The sequence below is a fragment of the Blastomonas sp. 34TW genome (assembly GCF_059803595.1).
On record NZ_JAPFGW010000024.1, the window covers coordinates 1 to 22255 of the forward strand.

At 56.9% G+C, this 22255-nt stretch carries 19 protein-coding genes and 5 pseudogenes; 11 read left to right on the forward strand and 13 right to left on the reverse strand.

Annotation, left to right across the window (positions count from 1 at the left end; translation table 11 throughout):
• The 4 genes from OPU69_RS18980 to OPU69_RS18995 form a co-directional block, all read left to right on the forward strand.
• Positions 1-148: integrase core domain-containing protein (locus tag OPU69_RS18980; RefSeq protein ID WP_498513110.1), on the forward strand; the 148-nt coding region annotated here is incomplete at its 5' end.
• Positions 149-912: 764 nt separating this feature from the next.
• Positions 913-1500: a sugar transferase gene (locus OPU69_RS18985; protein ID WP_498513079.1), complete on the forward strand. Its 588-nt coding sequence runs from the start codon at positions 913-915 to the stop codon at positions 1498-1500.
• A gap of 1 nt (position 1501) precedes the next feature.
• A complete protein-coding gene (locus tag OPU69_RS18990) occupies positions 1502-2143 on the forward strand; it encodes an acetyltransferase (RefSeq protein WP_498513081.1) in 642 nt (213 codons plus the stop codon).
• 2 nt (positions 2144-2145) lie between these two features.
• A complete protein-coding gene (locus OPU69_RS18995) occupies positions 2146-3270 on the forward strand; it encodes a DegT/DnrJ/EryC1/StrS family aminotransferase (protein WP_498513083.1) in 1125 nt (374 codons plus the stop codon).
• 264 nt (positions 3271-3534) lie between these two features.
• Here OPU69_RS18995 and OPU69_RS19000 read toward each other — a convergent pair.
• Positions 3535-3962, reverse strand: a pseudogene (locus OPU69_RS19000) (transposase); the annotation flags it as partial.
• Positions 3963-4219: 257 nt separating this feature from the next.
• Positions 4220-4572 (reverse strand): annotated as a pseudogene (locus tag OPU69_RS19005) (IS66 family transposase); the annotation flags it as partial.
• A gap of 104 nt (positions 4573-4676) precedes the next feature.
• Here OPU69_RS19005 and tnpA point away from each other — a divergent pair.
• From tnpA to OPU69_RS19035, 6 genes and pseudogenes are all read left to right on the forward strand, one after another.
• The gene (gene tnpA / locus OPU69_RS19010) at positions 4677-5039 is read left to right on the forward strand and encodes an IS66-like element accessory protein TnpA (protein ID WP_498513085.1); all 363 of its coding nucleotides are present in this window, start codon (positions 4677-4679) and stop codon (positions 5037-5039) included.
• 17 nt (positions 5040-5056) lie between these two features.
• Positions 5057-5395 carry an IS66 family insertion sequence element accessory protein TnpB gene (tnpB, locus tag OPU69_RS19015; protein WP_498513087.1) on the forward strand — a complete coding sequence of 113 codons (339 nt, stop codon included), beginning with the start codon at positions 5057-5059 and terminating at the stop codon, positions 5393-5395.
• 143 nt (positions 5396-5538) lie between these two features.
• Positions 5539-6900, forward strand: coding sequence for an IS66 family transposase (gene tnpC, locus OPU69_RS19020; protein WP_498513112.1), 1362 nt, complete (start codon positions 5539-5541; stop codon positions 6898-6900).
• Positions 6852-7028, forward strand: a pseudogene (locus tag OPU69_RS19025) (transposase domain-containing protein); the annotation flags it as partial. The gene tnpC (OPU69_RS19020) and the pseudogene OPU69_RS19025, both read left to right, overlap by 49 nt.
• 71 nt (positions 7029-7099) lie before the next feature.
• A complete protein-coding gene (locus OPU69_RS19030) occupies positions 7100-7354 on the forward strand; it encodes a UPF0149 family protein (protein WP_498513114.1) in 255 nt (84 codons plus the stop codon).
• Entirely contained in the window at positions 7351-7656 is a 306-nt protein-coding gene (locus tag OPU69_RS19035) for an SEC-C metal-binding domain-containing protein (protein ID WP_498513089.1), read from the forward strand. Before OPU69_RS19030 ends, OPU69_RS19035 begins: the two co-directional genes overlap by 4 nt.
• A 22-nt stretch (positions 7657-7678) precedes the next feature.
• On the opposite strand, the pseudogene tnpC (OPU69_RS19040) reads toward OPU69_RS19035, so the two are convergent.
• From tnpC (OPU69_RS19040) to OPU69_RS19080, 9 genes and pseudogenes are all read right to left on the reverse strand, one after another.
• Positions 7679-8969 (reverse strand): annotated as a pseudogene (gene tnpC / locus OPU69_RS19040) (IS66 family transposase); the annotation flags it as partial.
• Positions 8970-9806: 837 nt separating this feature from the next.
• Positions 9807-10313: pseudogene (locus tag OPU69_RS19045) on the reverse strand (IS256 family transposase); the annotation flags it as partial.
• Positions 10314-10396: 83 nt separating this feature from the next.
• Positions 10397-11728 (reverse strand): polysaccharide biosynthesis protein, encoded by a 1332-nt coding sequence (locus OPU69_RS19050; RefSeq protein WP_498513090.1) that lies wholly within the window; start codon positions 11726-11728, stop codon positions 10397-10399.
• Positions 11709-12737 (reverse strand): glycosyltransferase, encoded by a 1029-nt coding sequence (locus OPU69_RS19055; RefSeq protein WP_498513092.1) that lies wholly within the window; start codon positions 12735-12737, stop codon positions 11709-11711. Before OPU69_RS19055 ends, OPU69_RS19050 begins: the two co-directional genes overlap by 20 nt.
• 952 nt (positions 12738-13689) lie before the next feature.
• Positions 13690-14748, reverse strand: a complete 1059-nt coding sequence (locus OPU69_RS19060; RefSeq protein WP_498513094.1) for a mannose-1-phosphate guanylyltransferase/mannose-6-phosphate isomerase — start codon at positions 14746-14748, stop codon at positions 13690-13692.
• A gap of 12 nt (positions 14749-14760) precedes the next feature.
• Positions 14761-15582 (reverse strand): class I mannose-6-phosphate isomerase, encoded by an 822-nt coding sequence (locus tag OPU69_RS19065; protein WP_498513096.1) that lies wholly within the window; start codon positions 15580-15582, stop codon positions 14761-14763.
• 2 nt (positions 15583-15584) lie between these two features.
• The gene (gene galE / locus OPU69_RS19070; protein ID WP_498513098.1) at positions 15585-16622 is read right to left on the reverse strand and encodes a UDP-glucose 4-epimerase GalE; all 1038 of its coding nucleotides are present in this window, start codon (positions 16620-16622) and stop codon (positions 15585-15587) included.
• A 5-nt stretch (positions 16623-16627) separates the two neighbouring features.
• Positions 16628-18013 (reverse strand): phosphoglucomutase/phosphomannomutase PgmG, encoded by a 1386-nt coding sequence (gene pgmG / locus OPU69_RS19075; protein WP_498513100.1) that lies wholly within the window; start codon positions 18011-18013, stop codon positions 16628-16630.
• Between the two features lie 180 nt (positions 18014-18193).
• Entirely contained in the window at positions 18194-19798 is a 1605-nt protein-coding gene (locus tag OPU69_RS19080) for a spinster family MFS transporter (RefSeq protein WP_498513102.1), read from the reverse strand.
• Positions 19799-19921: 123 nt separating this feature from the next.
• On the opposite strand from OPU69_RS19080, the gene OPU69_RS19085 reads away from it, so the two are divergent.
• A complete protein-coding gene (locus OPU69_RS19085) occupies positions 19922-20392 on the forward strand; it encodes a low molecular weight protein-tyrosine-phosphatase (protein WP_498513104.1) in 471 nt (156 codons plus the stop codon).
• A 15-nt stretch (positions 20393-20407) separates the two neighbouring features.
• Here OPU69_RS19085 and OPU69_RS19090 read toward each other — a convergent pair whose 3' ends face one another.
• Both OPU69_RS19090 and OPU69_RS19095 read right to left on the reverse strand, forming a co-directional pair.
• Positions 20408-21928 carry a lipopolysaccharide biosynthesis protein gene (locus tag OPU69_RS19090; protein WP_498513106.1) on the reverse strand — a complete coding sequence of 507 codons (1521 nt, stop codon included), beginning with the start codon at positions 21926-21928 and terminating at the stop codon, positions 20408-20410.
• Positions 21874-22255: hypothetical protein (locus OPU69_RS19095; RefSeq protein ID WP_498513108.1), on the reverse strand; the 382-nt coding region annotated here is incomplete at its 5' end. The genes OPU69_RS19090 and OPU69_RS19095, both read right to left, overlap by 55 nt.

The following is a 22255-nucleotide window of genomic DNA, read 5'->3' on the forward strand; positions in this document are numbered from 1 at the left end:
GTGGCGTAGACACTACAACGAAGAGCGACCGCACAGCGCGATCGGGAATGTCCCCCCGATCATGCTGGCAAACTCAGCCGGTGAAACCAGCCCACCGGACCTGAGCAAGGCGGAAAACTCCAGACCCGAGTGGTCCAAAGTTGGGTAGCAGTGCAACAATCGCCCGGCTCTAATCCCAGCTGGGGGAAAGCTGGGCGTCACGTCACCCCCAAAAAAGAAGCCTTGATTCAAGGCCTGCGGCCGTTAGGAATCTCGTTCCCAACGTCCATGAAGGGTGTGCATTTCAACCGCAATCGAGCTTCCAGTCCGACCGCTGCCAAATCATACCGAAAATATTAGCCGTATTAAATAAAATCTAAGAATATTGGCTGCCAATATGTTGGATGAGATGTTTATGACAATGAATAATTTTACGCAAACCGTGTGACCACATGGTCGTTGCATTTGACGCAAAAAAGCTATAAACAGCCTATGATTACTTTTGTATGTAGTATTGTCCGCGTATAAATTGAATTGCCGAAAACGTTAAATAATAGATCTTTAGATACCTTTTAAACGACCTAAATAATTATATGCCTGACCTAGTGCAATAGCTTATGTGCTATTAGATTTCAAGGCGCAATGGAATTGATGACTATATAGTGAGGCTCTGTTACGTGATGTCCTGGGATATAATAATCAATCTTGCATAATGGTGAGCAATTTCTGGTTATAATTAATTTATATTGATGGAGATTAACGATTAATTCGAGAATGGTCACTTGCTGGGTGCAATAGGAGCTTTTATAATCAAGGCGAGTTTGGGCGAGTCATCTGTATTTATGGCAAAATTTTTTGGCAGATTTAATTATGGCAATAAAATACACTTTTTGACGCTAATCTTTTTTGCTTTGCCGAGGAGCATTCTGCATAATGAAACGGGTAAGTGATATTGCGATTTCGGCAATAGCGATTATTGTTCTAATGCCAGTTTTTGTCATTTTGGCCTTAGTGATCAAGCTCCGTCTTGGTAGCCCGATACTATTTAAGCAAGTTCGGCCAGGAAAGGATGGGCAACCTTTTGAAATGATCAAGTTCAGAACAATGATAGATGGCTACGACGTCAAAGGTAACATGCTGCCAGATTGTGAGCGCATGACGCCTTTGGGGAGCTTTCTAAGGGCAAGCTCTCTCGATGAGCTACCAGAACTCTATAATGTCCTGCGAGGAGAAATGAGTATTGTTGGTCCTAGGCCTTTACTTATGGAATATCTTCCTCTTTATAATTCTGAGCAAGCTCGACGTCATTTGGTTAGGCCAGGTCTCACAGGCTGGGCCCAAGTCAATGGACGCAACTCCATTTCGTGGGAGGAAAAGTTCAAGTTGGATGTATGGTATGTCGATAATCAAAGCTTTGCGTTAGATACAAAAATAATTTTGTTAACCCTGATAAGGGTTTTAAAGCGAAAAGATATTTCGCATCCAGGCGAAGTAACTATGACAAAGTTCAAAGGGGACTAAAGTGGCTCTAATTGGGGTATACGGGGCAAGCGGGTTTGGCCGAGAGGTGATGCCGTTATTGTCGCCGCATAAAAATATTTTGAATGAATATGTGTTTATAGATGATAAACCGCTGGCCCAAGTGGTCAATGGATATAAAATAATGTCATTTGATAATTTCGTTGCCAATGCTGATAAGGATACCTATGTCTCAATAGCAATTTCTGATGGGCGAATTAGGGCTGTGCTTGCCGATAAGTGCGAAAGGCTTGATCTAAATATCTTGTCAATCACTGCGGATAACTCGCTTTTGATGGATAGCGTGGTTATAGGGTATGGCTCGATAATCTGTCCTTTCGTGACCATAACGTCTAACGTGCGAATTGGAAAATTCTTTCAAGCAAACTTGTATTCTTACATAGCTCACGACTGCGTGATTGGCGATTTTGTTACATTTGCACCTGGCGTTCATTGTAATGGAAATGTAAAAATAGAAGATCATGCGTATATTGGTACTGGTGCTATTATACGCCAAGGTCAAAATGATGGGCCGCTGGTGATAGGCGAAGGAGCCACTGTCGGAATGGGGGCGGTCGTAACCCGTAGCGTTCCTCCTGGAGTTACCGTTGTGGGAAATCCAGCAAGAATTTTGGATAAGGGTTAAATATGCGTATCTTTTTATCGCGACCGCATATGTCGGGATTAGAGCAGGGCTTTGTTTCTGAGGCATTTAAATCAAATTTTATTGCTCCGCTTGGGCCACAGGTTGATGCCCTTGAGAAAAAAATGGCGGAGTATCTAGGTAACGGATATCATTGTATTGCGCTCTCATCTGGCACTGCTGCCCTGCATTTAGCCTTAGAAGTAAGTGGAGTTGGCGAGCACGACGACGTTTGGGTTTCGTCAATGACGTTCGCTGGCGGCGTTTTTCCAGTCAATTATTTGCACGCTAATCCAACGTTTTTTGATTTAAGCCGTCAAACTTGGACATTGGATCCTGGTTACATTGAGGATGCATTAAAAGAAGCTGACCGAATTCATAGACTCCCAAAGGCTATCATTCCAACGGATTTATATGGGCAGTCAGTAGACCTTGATGCATTGGAGCTCATTGCTGCCAATTTTGGCGTCAATTTGATTGTTGATAGTGCTGAGAGCTTAGGTGCTGAGCATCTAAATGGACGGAAGGCTGGTACTGGGGGCGATGCCGCAATTCTTTCGTTTAATGGCAACAAAATTATTACCACTTCAGGTGGAGGTATGCTTGTAACTAAACACAAGGCCTGGGCGGATCGAGCACGATTTTTGGCCACGCAAGCTCGCGACTCTGCGCCTCATTATGAACATTCGACAACTGGTTATAACTATCGCCTTTCCAATGTTTGTGCAGCAATTGGATTGGGTCAAATGGAGGTTTTGGATTCAAGGGTCAATGCAAGAAGGCAAATATTCGAACGTTATTACGACAGGTTAACTGCCTATGGCATTCGTTTTATGCCTGAGCCGGTTGGATATAAGTCGTCAAGATGGTTAACTGCTATATACGTCGATCCAAAGGTTACCGGAGTTACGCGCGAGGATATACGTCTCATGTTGCTGGATAACCTTATTGAATCTCGACCACTATGGAAGCCCATGCACCTTCAGCCCGTTTTTGCTGGTTCAGTTTACCACGGATCTGCGTTCGACGAAGACCTGTTCCAGAATGGCTTATGTCTCCCATCTGGCAGCGACCTTACGGAGTCGGAGCAGGATGAGGTAGTTGAACGAATCGTAGACCTCATCAGGTAACTGTTTCATCGTATGATTGGCTGATTTATTTATGAGGGCTAACTGTGCTGTGGAATTGCTTGGGTGGGCTTGAACTGACCTCCAGTTTCCTCCCGCTGAGATTAGAGCGGTGCGGTTGTTTTGTGCATCAGCGCGGTTGAAGCAATGGGCTGCGTAGCGGAGCCCGCAGGGTGCGGCGAAGCAGACCATTGCTTATTCAGTTGTGCGACGGATGCCACCGTGGTTGCGTGGGACTGTCAGGATTTCCGTGTGTGAGCAGGCTGTTCAACATGACGCCGCCATGGCCTGGATGGAGCGCTCGCCGAAGATAACGGCGAACTGGGCCTTGGCCATTGACCACTCACGCGGTGGCATTTTCCACTCCTTTTTTTCGGTCGGTTCAAGATTAGATCGAGCAGTTTTGTTGCCGCCTCGTCGCTCGGGAAGTGCCCTGTGGCCCTGACCGTCCGGCGAAGCCTAGAGTTGAGGGCCTCCATGTCATTGGTCGTGTAAACGATCCGGCGGACCTCGTCAGGGAAGGCGAAGAACGGAATCACTTTGCTCCAGACACGTCGCCAGCTTTGGCCGATCGCGGGATAACGCTATCCCCAGGAACCAGCCTCGAACACGGTCAATGCCTTTTCGGCGGCTTCGGCGCTGGACGCGCGGTAGATTTCCTTGAGCGCCGTTGCCAGGCCTTCGCGGCCTTTCCAGGGTGGCCATGCAGCGAGGACCGCAGGGAGGCTAAGATTTGGCGATCTCCTGCTCGGATATGAGCATTTCCAGTATCTCGATGCCTTGCATGGTGAAAGCCATAATGCCGTCTTCGTGTCCAAACTGTAGACCCAGATGAGGCCGTCTTTGGGATTCATGCCGAGAGCAAGGTCCGCGATTTCGCTTTCCGTTTTGTCGAGGTCCCGAGCGGCAAGGCCGATGGTTTGGACAGAATGGACCTTGTTGACGTGGCCTATCAAGCTGCAAGAGCGAGCCGAGTGCTCCGCCAGTTCCGCGGCAGGAGCTCGTCGAGGCGGCTGACGGGATGGTCGGCGATACGGGCCAGGACGTTGGCGAGCCAGGCCTTGGGACGACGTCGTTGAGCCGGCAGATCTGGATCAGCGAGTAGGCGACGGCCGCGCGTTGCCCGCTGCGATCTGAGCTACAGAACAGCCACGACTTGCGTCGAAGTGGCACGCAGCGCAGGGCTCGTTCAGCAGCGTTGTTCGACAGACAATCCCTGACGTCGGCGAGGAACCGGGTGAATCCCGCCCAGCGCCGCAGCATTCAGTTGATAGCCTTGGCCAGATCATGGTTGCGCGAAATCTGTAAGCGCCGACGGAGCCCGGCCTTGTTGGGTGGTGTGATTTGTCGGAACGGCAGGGCCGAAGGAGGCCTTGCGGGTGGATAGTGAGCAGTCAAACGAGCCTCGTATGAGTGGTCGCAATGGCGGCGGAGCGGTCATACGGGTTGAGCGACGCCGACGGTGGAGCGATGAAGAGAAGCTCGCGATCCTGAAGGAGACGACGCAGCCTGGCGCGATCGTGGCAGTGGTTGCCCGGCGATACGGGATTGGAACGGGCCAGCTTTATACCTGGCGCAAGCAGCTGCTGCGCGGTGCCATGGCCGGGTTTGTGCCGGTGGAGATGATGAGCGCGGAACCGGCGCAAGAACCGGCGGCGGCGGGGCGGATCGATATCCGTACGCAGGGTCGGCTGACGGTGTCGATCGACCGTGCGGTTGACCGGGCGGCGCTGAAGCTGGCGCTTGAAGTTATCGGTGAGATCGGCCTTTGAGCCTGACGCTCCCGCCATTGACGAAGATCTATCTCTCGCTTGCCCCCTGCGACATGCGCAAGAGCTTTGACGGGCTATCGGCGCAGGTCCGCAATATCCTGCAGCTCGATCCGTTCAGCGGTGCTGTGTTCCTGTTCCGGGGCAAGAGGGGCGACAGGCTGAAGGCGCTGGTCTGGGATGGATCGGGACTTTGCCTGTACGCAAAGCGGCTCGAGCGGGGCAAGTTCGTGTGGCCCCGGACACAGGATGGGGTGGCGGTCCGTCTGTCTTCTGCGCAAGTGGCGATGCTGATCGAAGGGCTCGACTGGCGGCAGGCGATCGTGCACGAAAGGGTGCAGGTACCGACGCTCGCCTGATCAGAAAGCGCCCGGAAAACCGGCGTTTTTTGTATGTTCGGAGTCGCAGTTGCGCTATAGTTGCGGGCATGCGGTTCGACCTTGATCGCCTTCCTTCAGACCCTGTTCTCCTGCAGAAAATGGTGCGGGAGATGGCCGAGGCGATGGAACGGGAGCGCGATGCGCTGAGGCTCGCAAACGACACCGTCAAGGCGCAGGGCCTGACCATCGAAAAGCTCGAGCACCGGCTCGCCCGCCTTTTGCGGGTGCAATTTGGCCGCAGCTCGGAGCAGATGGATATCGCCCAGCTGCGCCTGATGTTCGAAGACGTCGATACTCCAGCGCCTGCCAATGATGACGAGGCGGCAGCAATGCCAAGGACTATCCGGCGAGCCGGATCACGTCAGCCCATCCCGGCGCATATCCCCCGGCAGACGACAGAGCACCGTCCCGGCCCCTGTGCCTGCGGCGGCACCGATACCGTCATCGGCGAGGATGTGACGGAAGTGCTGGATTATGTGCCTGCCCGGTTCCGGGTGCTGCGCCATGTGCGTCCCCGCATTGCATGCAGGCGCTGCGAACAGATCCGGCAGGCGCCGGCCATCGATCTTCCTCTGCCCAAGGTCATGGCGAGCAGCGCACTGCTCGCCCATCTGATCGTCAGCCGCTTTGTCGATCACCAGCCCTGGTATCGTCAGTCGGCGATCCTGCGCCGCCAGGGCGTGGATATCGGTCGCGATGTGATGGGCCGCTGGGCGCGCAAGCTGGCCTGGTTGATGGCCCCTCTTGGAGAGCGGCTGCTCTCCCATATCTGTGAGGCATCCAAGATCCATGGGGACGAGATCCCGGTCACCTTGCTGAACGGACAGGGCGACAGCAGGACCGCCTACTTCTGGGTCTATCTGCGCGATGATCGGTCAAGCGGTGACATGAGCCCACCTGCAGTTGCGTTCCGCTTCACCCCGGGGCGAGGCGGTGAGCATCCAGCGGCACACTTGGCCGGGTATCGTGGCTATCTCCAGGCCGATGGCTATAGCGGATACAACCGGCTGTATCGTGATCCGGCCCGCTTCGTGACCGAGGTCGGCTGCTGGGCGCACGCCCGACGCAAGGTTACCGACATCCTGGAAAAGAACCCGTCGCCGGTCGCAGCAGAAGCGGTGGTGCGCATTGGCGAGCCGTTCGCGATCGAACGCGATATCCGCGGCGCACCTCCCGATGAGCGAAAGCGGATCCGTCAGGAACTGGCCCGGCCAAAGCTCGATGCGTTGCGACCGTGGCTCGAAGCGCAGAGGCGCGGGCTGTCATCCGACAGTGCGCTGGCCAAGGCGTGCCGCTATCCGCTCAACCGATGGGGGCGATGGTCCGATACTGCGACGACGGGTTGCTCGATATCAGCAACAACCTGGTCGCGAATGCCCTGCGGGGCGTTGCGCTCGGGCGTCGGAACTGACTGTTCGTCGGCTCACCCAAGGGCGGTGATGCAGCGGCGCTGTTCTACTCTCTGGTCGAGACGTGCCGTCTGAACGGTGTCGAGCCCGAGGCCTGGTTTACCGATGTCATCGCACGTATCGGCGATCATCCGATCAGCCGGATCGACGAGCTTCTCCCAAGGCAATGGCAGGCGCCCCAAGATAATGCCCTTGCGGCATGAGAACCTCCACTACGTCACCTGCTATCTTGATGCCGCTCGATCGTGATCCGGGCCTGTTGCCGCCGCTCGAAATGGACGGCTATCTGACGGGCCTACTAGTTACGCCGCATCTGGACTCATCCGACTGGGTCATGGGTCTTTGGCGCGAACCGCCTGCCAGCAACGATCCTGCCAGGATAGAACAGGCCCTTCGGCAAGCGCTTGCCCACCGCAGAAAGATCGAAGCCAGTTTTGCAAAGGGCTGGCCTGGCTTCATGCCTGGATACTGTGAGCCAGGCCAAAGGGCTGATCAAGGATCTGGGTCAAGGGGTTCTGGACTGCCATGAAGCTGGCACCCAGCTACTGGTCGGCTATCGCCGAGGATCACCGTACTGCTACGTTCGTTGCGCTGCTCGCCGGCTTCATGGAGGTCAGTGAGCCGTTCGAAGAGCGTGACGACGCTGAGGAAATCCGTGACCAGCATGCAGCGCTGCTGCCCCGGGCGCTGGTGGGAATGCGCAAGCTCGCACTCATGCGAGAGGATAAAAAGGCAACCCTACAGGCCATGGAAACCGAAAAGGCAGGACGCAACGATCCTTGCCCCTGCGGCTCAGGCAAAAAATACAAACGCTGCTGCGCCGCCCTTTGAAACCATGTCAACGCCGCCTTCCGTCTGCGCTTACCGAAATCTGGCCAAGCTGGATGTTCAAGCAGTCATGGAGCTCTGCCTCAGCGGGGCGCTGAGTTCCTGACGAAGAGCGTGGCGCTCGGTCGGGCTTTGGCCTTTGATATGCCGCTCAATCGCGAACAAGGCGTCGAGCTTCCGCACGACCTCGAGGGCGATCGGATAGACCACACCGACATTCTCGCCGCGGATCTTCTTGCGCGCTGCACCTTCAACGTCGGCAAGGTCCAAGAACTTCCTCCTCGCATGGGCAAAGCAACCTGCCTCGAGGATCGGACCGGCCTCGCGTTTTTGGAGCATAGAGTTCGCTGTAGCCAGCATAGGCGTCGGCCTGCAGAATGCTGGACCATTGCGCCAAGTGACGTTTGGGATGATCGCCGCGCCGGTCGCGCGAATAATGGAAGATCGCAGATGGCGGATCGTTGCCACCGCAGGGTCGATCATCGCGAACTTAGTCCCATAATCGACCGGTGATGGTCTGGCCCTTGGCCCTGACCGGCACCTTCGTATCATCGCCGTGCAGCCGGTTGGCAGCGAAGGTGTGCCCCTCAACGAGGTGGAAGATTGGCATCGGCGCCGCGCAGGTTGCACTAATCTGGTTGGCCAGAGTCAGACACAGAGCGGCACACCTTCACTGGCGAAGCGCTCGGCCTGGCGGTGCAGTGGCTGATGCTGGTCGTACTTGTCGAATAGCAACATGGCGAGAAAGCTGGGGCCGAACGTCCCGCGTGGTATAACGTGGAACGGCGCCGGTGGCTGCGTGATCTTCTAGCAGTCTCGGCAGGCCAACTTCCCGCGTACCGTCTGGATGACCTTCCACTGGCGTGGGATCACCTCAAGCGTCTCGGTCACGTCTTCGCCGAGCTTCGACAGCCGGCTGCCACCACAGGCTGGGCAGGCACACTCCACGGGAGTGACGACACGAGATGATCGGGCAGCGGCTTCCTCGTGGGCTTACGCCGCTCGAAGGGCGCAATGATTGGAGTCTTCGCCGCTGCCGCTTCGGCTGCACGCTCGTCCTCGGCGGCAGCGGCTGCGAGGTTTGCGACCTCCAGTTCACCTTTGGGCGACCAGCCGCTCGGTGCGTTCGGCGCTGGGGCCGTACTGCTCGCGCCGCAGCTTGGCGTTCTGCAGCTTGAGATGGTCAATCATCGCCCCGTGAAGTTCTCTCTGGCCTGGGCAGTGGCCTCTATTCGATCAATCTTCGGCAATGCTGAAGCCAGCATTACCTTGAGCGCTTCAACATCGACCGGAAAGGGTGGAACGGCGGCTTCCATGGCGTGAGTGAATCACTGCCAGCCAAGCAGATCAAGCCGAACATGCTGGACTTTACACGCTATCCTGCGCTCTGCGGCCGCGACGTACATTGCGGGTTACGCGAGTCGATCCCCTCAAGCAGGCAGGCGAACTGCACGGTGGTTAACCTTACAACGCTGTCCTTCGCAGAAGGTCAGACGAAACGGGCCCTTTCTAGCCGCTTGGCGTGAAGCGACATGCCGATGCCCTCGTGTCAGATAATCTTCATCAGTGATCCGGAGCGGCCATGGAAGACCCAAAGATCACCGGCGAACGGGTCCTTGAAGAAGTGCTACTGCGCCTGGGTGGCCAGGCTTTGCATCCCGCACCGCATATCGGTGTACCCCACCCATTGCGATCCAAACCCGCGCGACCCACGGGATCATCGCACCGCCCTCGGCGCTGGGGCCACAAGCGCTGGCGGTGCCGAAGCCGCCGTTCTAGGTCCGCCAGTTCCAGCACGATCGCCGCATCTGGCTCCGCAGCCGGCTCGCACGGTGGTTCCAATGCCGCCGCATCCTCGATCGCTACCGGTGCAAACGCAGACTGTGCTCACCTCATCTCAAACCGCCGCCAAATGTAGATCAGGCCCCCCGATATCTCATACCGCCGAGCGACGAGGGCAACGATAGCGCCCGGCGCAAAGGCTTGCCAGAGGATGTCCATGCGTTCTTCATCCGATCGATCAAGGCGTCGGCGGACGTCCGAGACCACCGTTATCCGCGCCATGCTGCCCTACGTGCGTCCATATGTGCGACCATAAAGACGTCCTGAGTACACATGCGCAACTCAGCAAGCGGCTCTCACCGAACGGATGCCTTCCAGGACACAAAGTCCATGGCTTTGCGCAGCAGATGAACGATGCAGGTCTGGACGATCGCGGCGGGTAACACGGCCGTAATAGCCTCCGGTAAGCCCTTGATGCCATAGACGACGGCGAGCAGGATATCCCTCTGTGCCGCGGTTCCTGACCTCGTTCCTGACCCGCAGCCAGAACGGGGCGCCTTCATTTTGCTCCAGCCAAAGACCGTGCACCTCTAGGGCGCCATCGGCGCAAACGCCCAGAGCAACATGGACCGCCTTCTTGCGGACCATGCTTTCGTCTCGGATTTTCTCCCGCAGGGCACCAACGAAAATACGCCGGTAGATCGCATCAAGTTGCCGCTGCTGCCAGGTCGCGACCTCATCGAGCCCGCATCAGTCACCTTGCTGATCAGGCCCGGGAATACGTCAATACCGTCTAAATCGCGCAAATGTACGGTAATCTCCCGAGTGCTCATGCCCTGCGCGTACAGCGCTATAATCCTGTCATCGAGCCCGAGGAAATAAGTGCAATAATTTTGAAACCTTACTGATGCCAAACTGACTAATATCGAAATATACGCTGAAATCCCCCCTGCGTCGACATCTATATGAAATTACGTAAACTAATAGGTAAAATATTTCTTGTGATTGACCGATCGAATGTTAGTGTCACAATAAGCCGTAGAAATGCAGAGGCTACCAAGGCGTAACATATGCCCTTAATTCCGAATAAATTGCCTAACCACATCGATATCGACATCGCGCATACGGCTTCAACAAATGGGCTAAGCCATAGCTTAGATTGGGCACTTAATCCCATAACAAATAAGGTGTATCCGATAATAACTAGTCTTAAAGCAGTGGAAGGTATGAGCAAGTGTACGAATGTTCTCACGTCATCAGCATAGACGGAACCAACCCAATAATTGTATAGCTGAGTTGGCATTGATAAGGCAAGCGTAGCCATAAGGAGAACGTAACAATAAAACATCCTATTAACTTTGATGAATAATTCAACAACGGCTGAGGAATTACGTTTGGAAAGTGAAGCGATCTTTGACGCTACGGGCGATGATACGGCAATCAGGCCGCCAGAAATAATTCCAACAATATTATACGCCATGCCGAAAGCAATCGCCTTTTGTGGGTCTACCACCGCAGCTGTAGCAACCGATGCCGACGTCGCTAGCCATGTACTCAAATGCCACCACATCATTGATATCATCGAAATGAATAAAAATCTATACGGAGATATAGTGCACTTACGGCAATCTACATTAACTGCTGAAAAGTAACCACGAACCCTACGCCAATAAATGACAATCAAAATAATAGCGATAGGCCACGAAGAAAAACCAAAGGCGAGGAAGGCGAGTTCCAATGAAGGTTTAGGAGACCAAAAATAAATTATAATTAAAGTGATAAGCTGCGTCAGCCCTGGTCCAAACTTTAATAAATTCTCGGGAATAAAATCGTGAGACGCTGCGGCCGGGCCACTAATCAATATTGAAACAGTTACGCCAATTATGTGTATCAAAAGACAAGTGCATCCTAAATACGACCAGTAAAGGAAGGTTTCATCATTGCTAACAAAGCCGATGTGCGCAACAATGATGAAGCATAATATTATGCAAAAGGGAATTGTAAGGGACGTAGCAACTATCAAAAACCAAGCGCGCAACTGGCTGGCGCCACTGGAATTCTTGTTAATGAAAATTAATGCACTGCCAGCTATGCTTCTTAAAGAAAACGAGGATACCAACAAAAATGGCAAAACAGAAATAACAATATTGTAGTATGAATAATCGCCAACGCTAATAGTTCTAGCTAGAACTGCCGGAATGGCTAAGTTCGCAAAAAAAACTAATGCGCTTGCGACCAAACTCGTGAATGAGTTTATGCGAAAGGTACGACTCTTAATCATCAAGAATTCCATCAACGAGTATCTTTGCGCGCCCAATTTCAGAGAACATTGCTAGATGACCTGAAATTTGTTCCGGGCCATAAACTCTTTGAACATCTATCATTGATATATCAAAATTATCGATATCATGATCTTTTAAAACGATGCCATAATCAGCAATACTGTCCTGCAGACCTCCCTGTCCTGAATGGATAACTATACAACCACTTGCCAGTGCCTCGAGTGCGCCGATTCCAAATCCTTCATATTCAGACAGCTGAATATAGTACCTGCAACTACGTAGAATAGAAAATTTCATTTCTTCCGAAATGTAACCAGTAGTAAATATTGCTGACTCACAATTTAATCGCCTCGCTTCTTCAAAAACTATGTCGGCGCGTGTCGTTCTACCTATTATAGTCAAGGTCGCGTCATATCCAATACTGCGAAGTTTAGAAATAAGCCTAATTGCTCTAAAAATACCCTTTCGCTTTACATTTTCAACAGTATCCATTCCGCATATTGTAACAAAATGAAAACTATCACGGAAATCAGAAAATAGATCTAAATTAATATTATCTGCAAGCGGAGTTCCGTGGAAACTAATCTCAATATTCGAAGATCGAAAAGGAGCTATTCGTTTCATATGAAAATAATCTGTTGATGATGTGGCAAAGACCTTTTTTACAAAAAGTAAAGTCGTTATAAAAAGAATAATTCGGATCAAGTATACAATGAAATTGGGCGCCATGCTGCGTATAATCTGCTCACCTCCTCCGGTGGCGATAATAGCCTTTCGTCGCATAAAGGAGATAATGGCAGCGAAGGCACTGTAAGAATAGAAATAAGTAATTACGGCGTCATGATCGCCAAATATCAACTGTCTCAGTTTGTTTGTTACACGCACGCTCTTTATTCGTCGGTCTTTCATTAGGCCGTTAGTTTCTGCCAAATAAAATCCTTGCTTGAGCATGCTCTGATCTATAACTGGAGCATATAGCAAAATGTTTATTCCAGAGCTCGGATTATTTATGGTTTTCATGATTGTAGTTGCCCCTACATGTATATTAAATAATCGTGCGCATATTACAAAATCAAAATTCAGAAATGGTCAGACAATTTGAGTTATTTCGTCGTCTCCGATCGAAAGTGCTACTTTGCAAACTTGCGTTTAAGGTTCCTTGATCATTAAATAATTTTTGCAACCGATTCAAAGATTTTCCTGTCGTCATTGTTATTCAAAATTGTCTACTTTAACCTATCCTGGATTATTGTGGGCGACCAGCCGCTTCACATCTACGCTTTGGCCTAATCTCGGGGCGGCCCGATGCGGCCCTCTCGAACCCGATCCGGAATCAGATGCCGTGGCAAGAGCTCGGCCCTTGGTTCGGGAGATTTATCATTCAAAGATACGGATGTAAAATCTCCATATATTTTGTTGGTTTTCCCGCAGGAGCATCCGTTCGTTATCGATCTACGGTTCGAAAACTAGATTTCTCTCGCTGTCGCATTGCTTGCGAGTGTGCAAAGTTACATTACGTTGGATGGAATATTCTTAAGCGAAATAGTACGGAAACGTTCTCGTAGTGCTTGAATTAACTGCCGGGGTGCCCAGAGCCCGAGCCTTAGGGGAGAGTGGATGAGCAACTAAGCCAGAATATTTTGATTTTGATGCCTCAAATGTGTAATTCGCCTATTATGTTTATTCTGATTGTTCAGCGTTAATACATCTTATTTTGCAATCAATTTGCCGGTGTAATAATTTAATACGATTGGAATTATAAAGTTTCGTTGTAATATCGCTATTTTTTGAGGTGGATGATGTTCTTGCAGTTGGAAATCCTGAGCAAGGCGCGATCGACGACCAAGAAAATGTCTAGTAATGAGCGTCCTGCGCAAGGCTGGAGTGCCTTATGTCTCAATTCGTTTCAGTCAATTATTGTGACAGATGACGTTAGAATCGTTGACCCAAATTTATGGTGTGTGTATCAGATTCAATTTCGGGTATTCAACTCCGTCACGATCTTCCTGACATCCTGCGATCGGCCCTTAGGCAAGATCATCACATGGCTACCAGTGGCGATGACGATCAGGTCCTCGATCCCTAAGGCAGTGACCGTGATCCCGTCGGCATGGACATGGCAGCCGCGCGTATCGATCAGCACTGCGTCGCCGGACACCGTGTTGCCCTGCGCATCGGGATCGATGATCTCGGCCAGCGCATCCCAGCTCCCGACATCGGACCAACCGCAGGAAACGGGAACGATCGCCACCCGATCGGCGCGCTCCATTACCGCATAATCGATTGAATCCGACGGACAAGTGGCAAAGCGCTCGGCATCGGGCCGGATGAGCCTGGGTGCGAAATCCACGCCCTGGAGCGCGGCGCGTACAGCGGCGTCTATCGCGGACCCATGGTGCGCAAGTTCCTCCAAATAGCGATCGGCGCGCATCAGGAAGATGCCGGCATTCCACGAATGGTTGCCCTCGGCGAGCATCGCCTCGGCCTTGTCGCGCGCCGGTTTCTCGATAAAGCGGTCGACCTTGCGCACGCCTGGGACGTGATCGAGCCCTTCGCCCATGCGGATATAACCAAAGCCGGTTTCGGGCCCTGAGGGTTCGATGCCGAAGGTCACCAGCCAGCCATCGCGCGCCGCCGGTAGCGCGGTGTCGACTGCTGCCAGGAAGGCAGGCAGATCCAGGATCACATGATCGCTCGGCATCACCAGCATCACCGCATCGCCCCCGCCCGCTGCGAGCGCGGCGAGCGCGATCGCCGGCGCGGTGTTGCGCGCGCTCGGCTCGAGGATGATGCGTGCCCCCTCATGCGCCTCATCGCCCAGCTCGGCTTCCATAAGCGCGGCATGCCGTTCGGCCCCGATGATCAGCGGGGCGGCAAAGCGGGTTGAATCGCCAGCGCGGGCCAGCGTATCGGCAAACATCGTCCGGTCGGAGGCGAGCGCGAGAAACTGTTTCGGGCTCTGATCGGTCGATAGCGGCCACAGCCGCGTGCCCGATCCACCGGATAGGATGACGGGAATGATCTGGGTCATGGGGGTCTCGCTTCAATGCGCGCGCGCAAGCAGCAGCCGCGCGCCAAGGCTGGCGGTAAAGCGGCTGTCGGGATCGATGGCAAGGCATTCACCGGAAGCGATGGTCAGCATGCCCTCGGGCTGCTCGACCCGAACGCTGCCCTCGACCGGAATCACCGTGAGCGGGCCTGCGCCGTCCAGCCGCGCCGCGGAATCGCCGGTGAGCAGCAGCGAGAACAAAGGCCCATCGACCAGCAGCTGGTCGGCCGCGAAATCCACCCTGCGATGCAGCTGGGCGGGATAGGGAGCGGCGCGCGAGACCGCGACGCCATCGTCCAGATGCAGCTCGCGCGGGCGACCGTAATCATAGAGCCGATAGGTGATGTCGGCATTCTGCTGCACCTCGATCAGGTTCACGCCCGCTCCGATCGCGTGCACAGTCCCTGCCGGGATATAGTAGAAATCGCCGCGCGTGACCGGCTTCCAGTCCATCAGTGCTTCGATTTCGCCCGACAGCGCGGCCTCGCGCAATTCGTCGGCTCCGAGCGGGCGAAGCGTGCCGATGCCCAGGCACGCGCCCGGCTCGGCATCGAGCACCAGCCAGCACTCCTCCTTGCCGCTGGCCAGGCCCATGGCCTGCGCCTCGGCATCGCTGGGGTGCACCTGGATCGACAGCTTCTCGCTGGTGAACAGATATTTGACCATCAGCGGCAGCGCCGGGCCGGTTTCCGCCTCGAACCAGATTTCGCCGATCTTCTCGCTGCCCGGGTTGCGGAACGGGGCAGGCAGCACCGCACGGCCCCAGGGCTTTTCGACCTGGCGCGTGGCGAGCTTGCAGGCAGACAGCGCTGCCATGCTCACCCGGCCCGTTCGCTGAGGCGGCGTTCCCAGGCCAGCGCATGGGTGACGATGGTGTCGAGATCGTCAAAGGCAGGCTGCCAGCCGAACCGCGCACGGATCGCGCTGCTGTCGGCGGTGAGCGCGGCGGGGTCGCCGGCGCGGCGGTCAGACAGCACGCGCTCGATCTTCAGATTGGTGACGCGGTCGACAGCGTCGAGCACCTCGAGCACCGAATAGCCATGGCCATAGCCGCAATTGAGCCGGTGGCTCTCGGACGGATTCTCGATCAGCGCCTCGAGCGCCAGAACATGCGCATTCGCCAGATCGCTGACATGGATATAGTCGCGCACCCCGGTGCCGTCGGGGGTGTCGAAATCGGTCCCGAACACCGCCACACTGTCGCGCTTGCCGAGCGCGGCTTCGACCGCGACCTTGATCAGGTGGGTCGCACCTGCCGTCGACTGGCCGGTGCGCGCCTGCGGATCGGCGCCCGCCACGTTGAAATAGCGCAGCGCGCAATAGTTGAAATCATGCGCGAAGGCGACATCGCGCAGCATCCACTCAGTCATCAGCTTGGATGTGCCATAGGGATTGATCGGCTGCTGCGGGGCGTTCTCGGGGATCGGCCCATCGCCTTCGGGCGTGCCATAGGTCGCAGCGGTGGAGGAGAAGATGAAATGCTTCACCCCGCCGTGCACCGCCGATTCGATGAGTGCGCGGCTCTTTACCGTGTTGTTGCTGTAATATTTGAGCGGGTCGCTCACCGATTCGGGCACGATGATCGAGCCGGCAAAGTGCAGGATCGCACCGATCTGCTGTTCGGCGATGATCCGCGCGACCAGCTCGCCATCCGCAATGTCGCCCTCGTAGAACGCGACGCCCTCGGGCACCGCCCAGCGAAAGCCGGTGACGAGATTGTCGATCACCGCGACCTTCCAGCCCGCATCCTTGAGCGCCAGCACGGCATGGCTGCCGATATAGCCCGCACCTCCGGTGACCAGCACCGCATGGCGGCTCTTGAACGCGTCGACCGCTTCGCTCGCCCTTGCCGACATGGCGATCAATGCCCCGCCTGGGGGCCGCGCTTCAGGCCCGAGGCCGCAAGCTGATCGTCGATCTGCGCCATCAGCCGATCAAGGCCTTCCTGGCTGCGCGCTTCGGCGCGCGCGACGAGCACGTCCTGCGTGTTTGATGCGCGCAGCAGCCACCAGCCGTCCTCGGTGTTGACGCGTGCGCCATCGGTCGCGTTCACATTGGCGCCAGCGGCCGAGAGTCGTTCGAGCACCTCGTCCACCACCGCGAACTTGCGCGTCTCGTCGACCTGGAAGCGCATTTCAGGGGTGTTGATCATCGGCGCCATCGCGCCGCGCATCTCGGTCACGCTCTTGCCGAGCAGCGTCTGCGCCTCGATCAGCCGGACAGCGGCGTAGAGCGCATCGTCAAAACCGTAATAGCGATGCTTGAAGAACACGTGCCCGCTCATCTCGCCTGCGAGCGGACAGCCGGTCTCCTTCATCTTCGACTTGATCAGGCTGTGGCCGGTCTTCCACATGAGCGGTTCGCCGCCAAGCTCGCTCACCCGGTCGAACAGCGCTTGGCTGGCCTTCACATCGGCGATGATCGTCGCGCCGGGCAGGTCTTTCAGCACCACTTCGGCGTAAATGCTGAGCAGCTGATCGCCCCAGATCACGCGGCCCTGGCCGTCGATCGCACCGATCCGGTCACCATCCCCGTCAAAAGCCACTCCGAAATCGAGCTGCTTTTCCGCGACGAGAGCCTTCAGATCGGCGAGATTCTTTTCCTCGGTAGGATCGGGATGATGATTGGGAAAATTGCCGTCAACGTCCGTGAACAGGGTGAAATGCTCGCCCGGAAGGCGCTGGACCAGCTTTTCCACCGCCGGACCCGCCGCGCCATTGCCGCAGTCCCAGCCGATGCGCGCGGCGGTGCCGCCGAAATCCTCGACCAGCCGGTCGACATAGCGGTCGAGAATATCGATCTGCCGCGCGCTGCCGGTGCCCGCGGCCCAGTCGCCGACTGCCGCCATCTCGCCCAGCTTGCGGATATCTTGCCCAAAAAACGGGAGGCCCTGAAAGACCATCTTGAAGCCGTTGTAATTGGCGGGGTTGTGGCTGCCGGTTATCTGAATGCCGCCATCCGCCTCTTCCAGCACTGACTCGGCATAATAGAGCATCGGGGTGGGGCCCATGCCGACGCTGATCGCATCGATACCGCTGTCGTTCAGCCCCTTGATCAGCGCCGCTTCGAGCACCGGCGAACTGACACGGCCGTCATAGCCGACCACCACGCACTTGCCGCCCGCGCGCGCGATCAGCGTCGCAAATCCGCGTCCGATCGCATAGGCATCCGCCTCGCCAAGCGTTTCGCCGATGATCCCGCGAATGTCGTATTCGCGCAGGCTGGTGGGGTGAAAGGCATGGGTCATGTATCGGTCAGCTTCCCGAACTGTGCTGCGCAGCGTCGGGCTGCCCAGAATTCAACCCTGAACGGGCCATGGAGCAGCGTCGTTACCGTTGCCTCCTCCGGAATTCAACACGGTTATATGTGGCACCACAGGCGATCGGGTCCGATCCGGTGAGACCGGGCATGACCTCGAGACGGTCCGTCACACCGGCTCGCCAGCCGCCCGCGCGCGCTCGACCACGGTGCGTTCGGCCAGCGGCACCATCCGCCAGGCGAAGAACAGCAGGGTCAGGCCAACCGGCACGATCACCAGGATCGAGAGCACCCCGGTCGAAAGGCTGCCCGAGATTACCGACATCTGCCCCGCGAGATAGGGGCCGAGCGCCAGGCCGAACAGCGTGGTCGCCAGGAAGAAGGTCGCGGTGGCGGTGCCGCGCATCCGGGGCATCACCAGATCCTGGGTCGTCGCGGCAGCCGCGCCGAGCGCCGAGCTGGCGAACATGTTGGCTAGCGAGGCGAAGACGGTGAAGCGGATGAAATCTGCGTCCGAATTCGGATCGTTGGCGGTGGTATAGGCCAGGATCACGGGCAAGACCGGGGTGATGAGCCCGAAGGCGATCACCATGATCCGCCCCGATTCGCTGCGCGCACGCAGCCAGTCGGACATGCGACCGCCCAGGATCACGCCCAGGAACCCGCCGAGCGCGCCGAAGCCGCCGATCCAGAAGCCGATTTTCGCGGTGTCCTCGCCCAGGACCTGTGCGGCATAGGTCGGCCCGAACGCGGTGGTCGCATAGGACAGGAAGGCGACGCAGCCATAGCCCAAGATCGTGCACAGGAAAGCGGGCGATCCCCAGATGAGCGCGAAGGTCGCCTTGTCGCGCGCGCGCAGCGAACTTGCCCAGGAAAACACGGCATAATAGCCGATGGCGATGCACAGCCATTGCAGCGTCGCGCCGGTCAAGACCATCAGCAAAGACGCAATTATAGCGAACAGGGAGAAGACAGCGGCGTTGATAAGGAACGCTTTATGACCTCGACTGGCCGCCGCAAACACCGTGAATGGCGGTATGACGGCAAACAGCTCCTGAAAGAACCCGCGAAACGGTTCGGTCGATGGCGGCGTGGGCAGTCCGTCGACCAGCCCACGCACCGGTTCGCGCAAGGTGGCGACCCAGGCGGCGAGCAGCAGGCCGGGCACGCCGACCGCGAGAAACGCCGCCTGCCAGCCGACCAGCCCCAGCGGACCGCCGCCCGGATAGGCCTCGTTCCAGCCCGCGACGATGAACCCGCCGATCATCAGCGAGACGCCGCCGCCGAAATAGAGCCCAGCCGAATAGAGGGCGAGCGCGGTGCCGCGCATCCGCTTGGGGAACATGTCCGAGATCAGCGAATAGGCAGACGGGCTCGCGGTCGCCTCACCCACGCCGACGCCCATGCGCGCAAGGCCGAGCGTCAGGCCGTTCTTCGCAAAGCCCGACACCGCCGTCATCGCCGACCAGATAGCAAGACCCACGGTGAGCAGCCGCACTCGGTGCCAGCTATCGGCGAGCCGTCCCAGCGGAATGCCGAACAGCGCGTAGAACACGGCAAAGGCGGTGCCGTAGAGAAAGCCGATATCGGCATCATCCAGCCCCAGGTCCGCCTTGATGTCGGGCGCCAGGATGGTGATGATCTGCCGGTCGATGAAATTGAGCACATAGACGAGGAAGAGGATGAACAGCCCGTACCAGGCATAAGGCGAGGCCGATGTGGCGGGCGCGATGCCCGGCGCGGCGGTGTCCTGATTGTCGTTCGGCCCAGCCATGCGCGTGTCTCTCCCCGATTTCGGCGTCTCTTGTGTGCGTCCTTGCCCTTGGCTAGCAGAGCCCCGAAGTGACGCAAGCGTCAAACGACTGGAAGCGGTCAGCTGCGGAAAAGGGGCCAGCGAGTGAAGACGCCATCGATCCTGTTCGTCTGCCTCGGCAATATCTGCCGTTCGCCGCTCGCCGATGGCGCGCTCAGGCACAGGGTGCGTCAGCTCGATCTCGGCTGGACGGTCGATTCGGCGGGGACCGGCGGCTGGCATCGCGGCGACCCGCCCGATCCGCGCGCGATCGCGGTGGCGCGCGCACATGGCGTGGACATTGCGGATCTGCGCGGACGCCAGGTGAGCGCGGACGATTTCGACCGGTTCGACCTTATCCTGGCAATGGATCACGACAATCTTGCAGGCCTGCGCCGGATCGCCCCTGCAAGCTCGCCCGCCGAGATCTGCCTCGCGCTCGATCTGGTGCCCGGACGCGCAGGACAGGCGGTCGCCGACCCCTATTATGGCGACGCATCGGGCTTCAATGCGACCTGGGCCAATGCGAAAGCGATCGCCGAAGCGGTCCTCGTGCGCTTCGGCGTGCGGCGCTGACCGCCTTGCCGCCGGTCAGGCGGTGGCCACCTCTTCCTCTGCGATGACGGTCGGCTGGCGGCGCAGCAGGGCGATCGCATCGCTCAGCATTTGCGGCGCCAGCACGCGCAGCAGCAGCCCATAGCTCAGCACCCCGATGGCGGCGAGCAGCGCCAGCCGGCCCATGATCTCGGGCAGGCTGCTGTCGAGCGTGCCGTTGAGGCCGATCCGCATCATCCAGACCAGGGCGGCCATCGCGGCAGCCGCGCCGACGCCCGGCAGGCATGCAATCAGCACGTCGCGCACGCGCACGCCGATCACCGGGCACGACTGCCACAGGCAGAACAGCAGCACGATCGGCATGCCGATCACCCAGCCGAGGGCCAGACCGGTGACCCCGTAACGCACCCCGATCAGGAACATCAAGGGCATGAAGGCCGCGCCAAAGGCCGAGCATCGCACCGTGATGCGGGGCGCGCCCAGCGCATTGACCGCCGGGGCGATCAGCACATGCAGCGTCATGAACGGCATCGCGAGCGCGAATAGCTGGACGAGGGGCACCATCTCCACCCATTTGGGCCCGAACAGGGTGTATACGGCTTCGGGCGCGGTTACCGCCAGCCCGGCATAGACCGGACAGCAGATCAGCATGATCAGCCCTATGGCTTTCAGGAATGCCGCCTGCAGCCGCGCTGGTTCGGCCTGCAGTCGCGAATAGGCGGGAAAGGCTACCTCATTGAGCGGCGGAATGACCTTGGAGGAGAACATCTGCGCAAGGAACAGCGCCTCGGCATAGAGGCCGAGCGCATGCGGATCGAGCGCGCGCCCGGCGATCAGCACATCGGCCTGAGTCTGCAGGCTCCACAACAGATGGCTGGTCAGCATCGCGCTGCCGAAGCCAATCATGGAACGCGTTCCGCGAAAATCGAAGCTCGGCCAGACGACGAATCGCTGCGCGATGCACAGGCCGATCGCGCGGCTCCACACCATGGAGGTGGGGGCAGCAACCAGCGTCCAGACGCCCCAGCCCGCCAAAGCGCAACCGATCGACGTGATCGCGCAGACAAAGGCAGAGACGAAATTGACGATGGCAAGCCGGCGGAAATCGAGCGCGCGGCTCATCAGCACCTCGGGTACCGCCATGAAGGGCGTCGCGAGATACATGACCGTCTGCCAGCGCAGCAGCTCAGCCACCTGGGGCTGACCATAATAGGCGGCGATCGCAGGTGCGGCGGCAAACTGGATGGCGGCGATGCCGAAATTGAGGATGAGCAGCAGCCCGAAAGCCTGGCGGACCCTAAAGGTGTCGATCTGCTCCTGCTGGATCAGCGAACTGGCAAAGCCATAGCCGTTGAGAAAGGCCAGCATCACCATCACCACCTGGGTCATGGCAAACAGCCCGTAATCGGACGGGTCGAGAATCCGAATCACCGCAAGCGTGGTGGTCCACATCACCACCTGACTGACGATCTGGCTGCCGGAACGCCAGAAAACCGCGGATCTCACGCGGTTGGCGAATCCTGAATCAGCGATTCCGGCGGCTGTGTCTTCGACCATAAACGTTCATGTTCCCGTGCAGGGCTGTTATAGGCATCCAGGGGGCGGATGCCAAAACCCCGGATTTTTCGGGGTGCAGACGCATTGCCCCAAAAAAATTGAAATAAAATTGCAAAAAGGGTTTGACCCGAATCGATGTGGGCCATAGATGACGCCTCACCGGACGGGACGCGGCGCTGACGCACCGCACTTCCACCGGTCGCCAACATCTTCGGATAGCCAATCCCTCGGTTTAAATATCGGGGCACACTGGTTGTCCGCTGTTTTTGTCGGTGAGATCTTTGACATTGTAGGTTTAGATGAAGGGACATGTGGGCGACGGCGCCT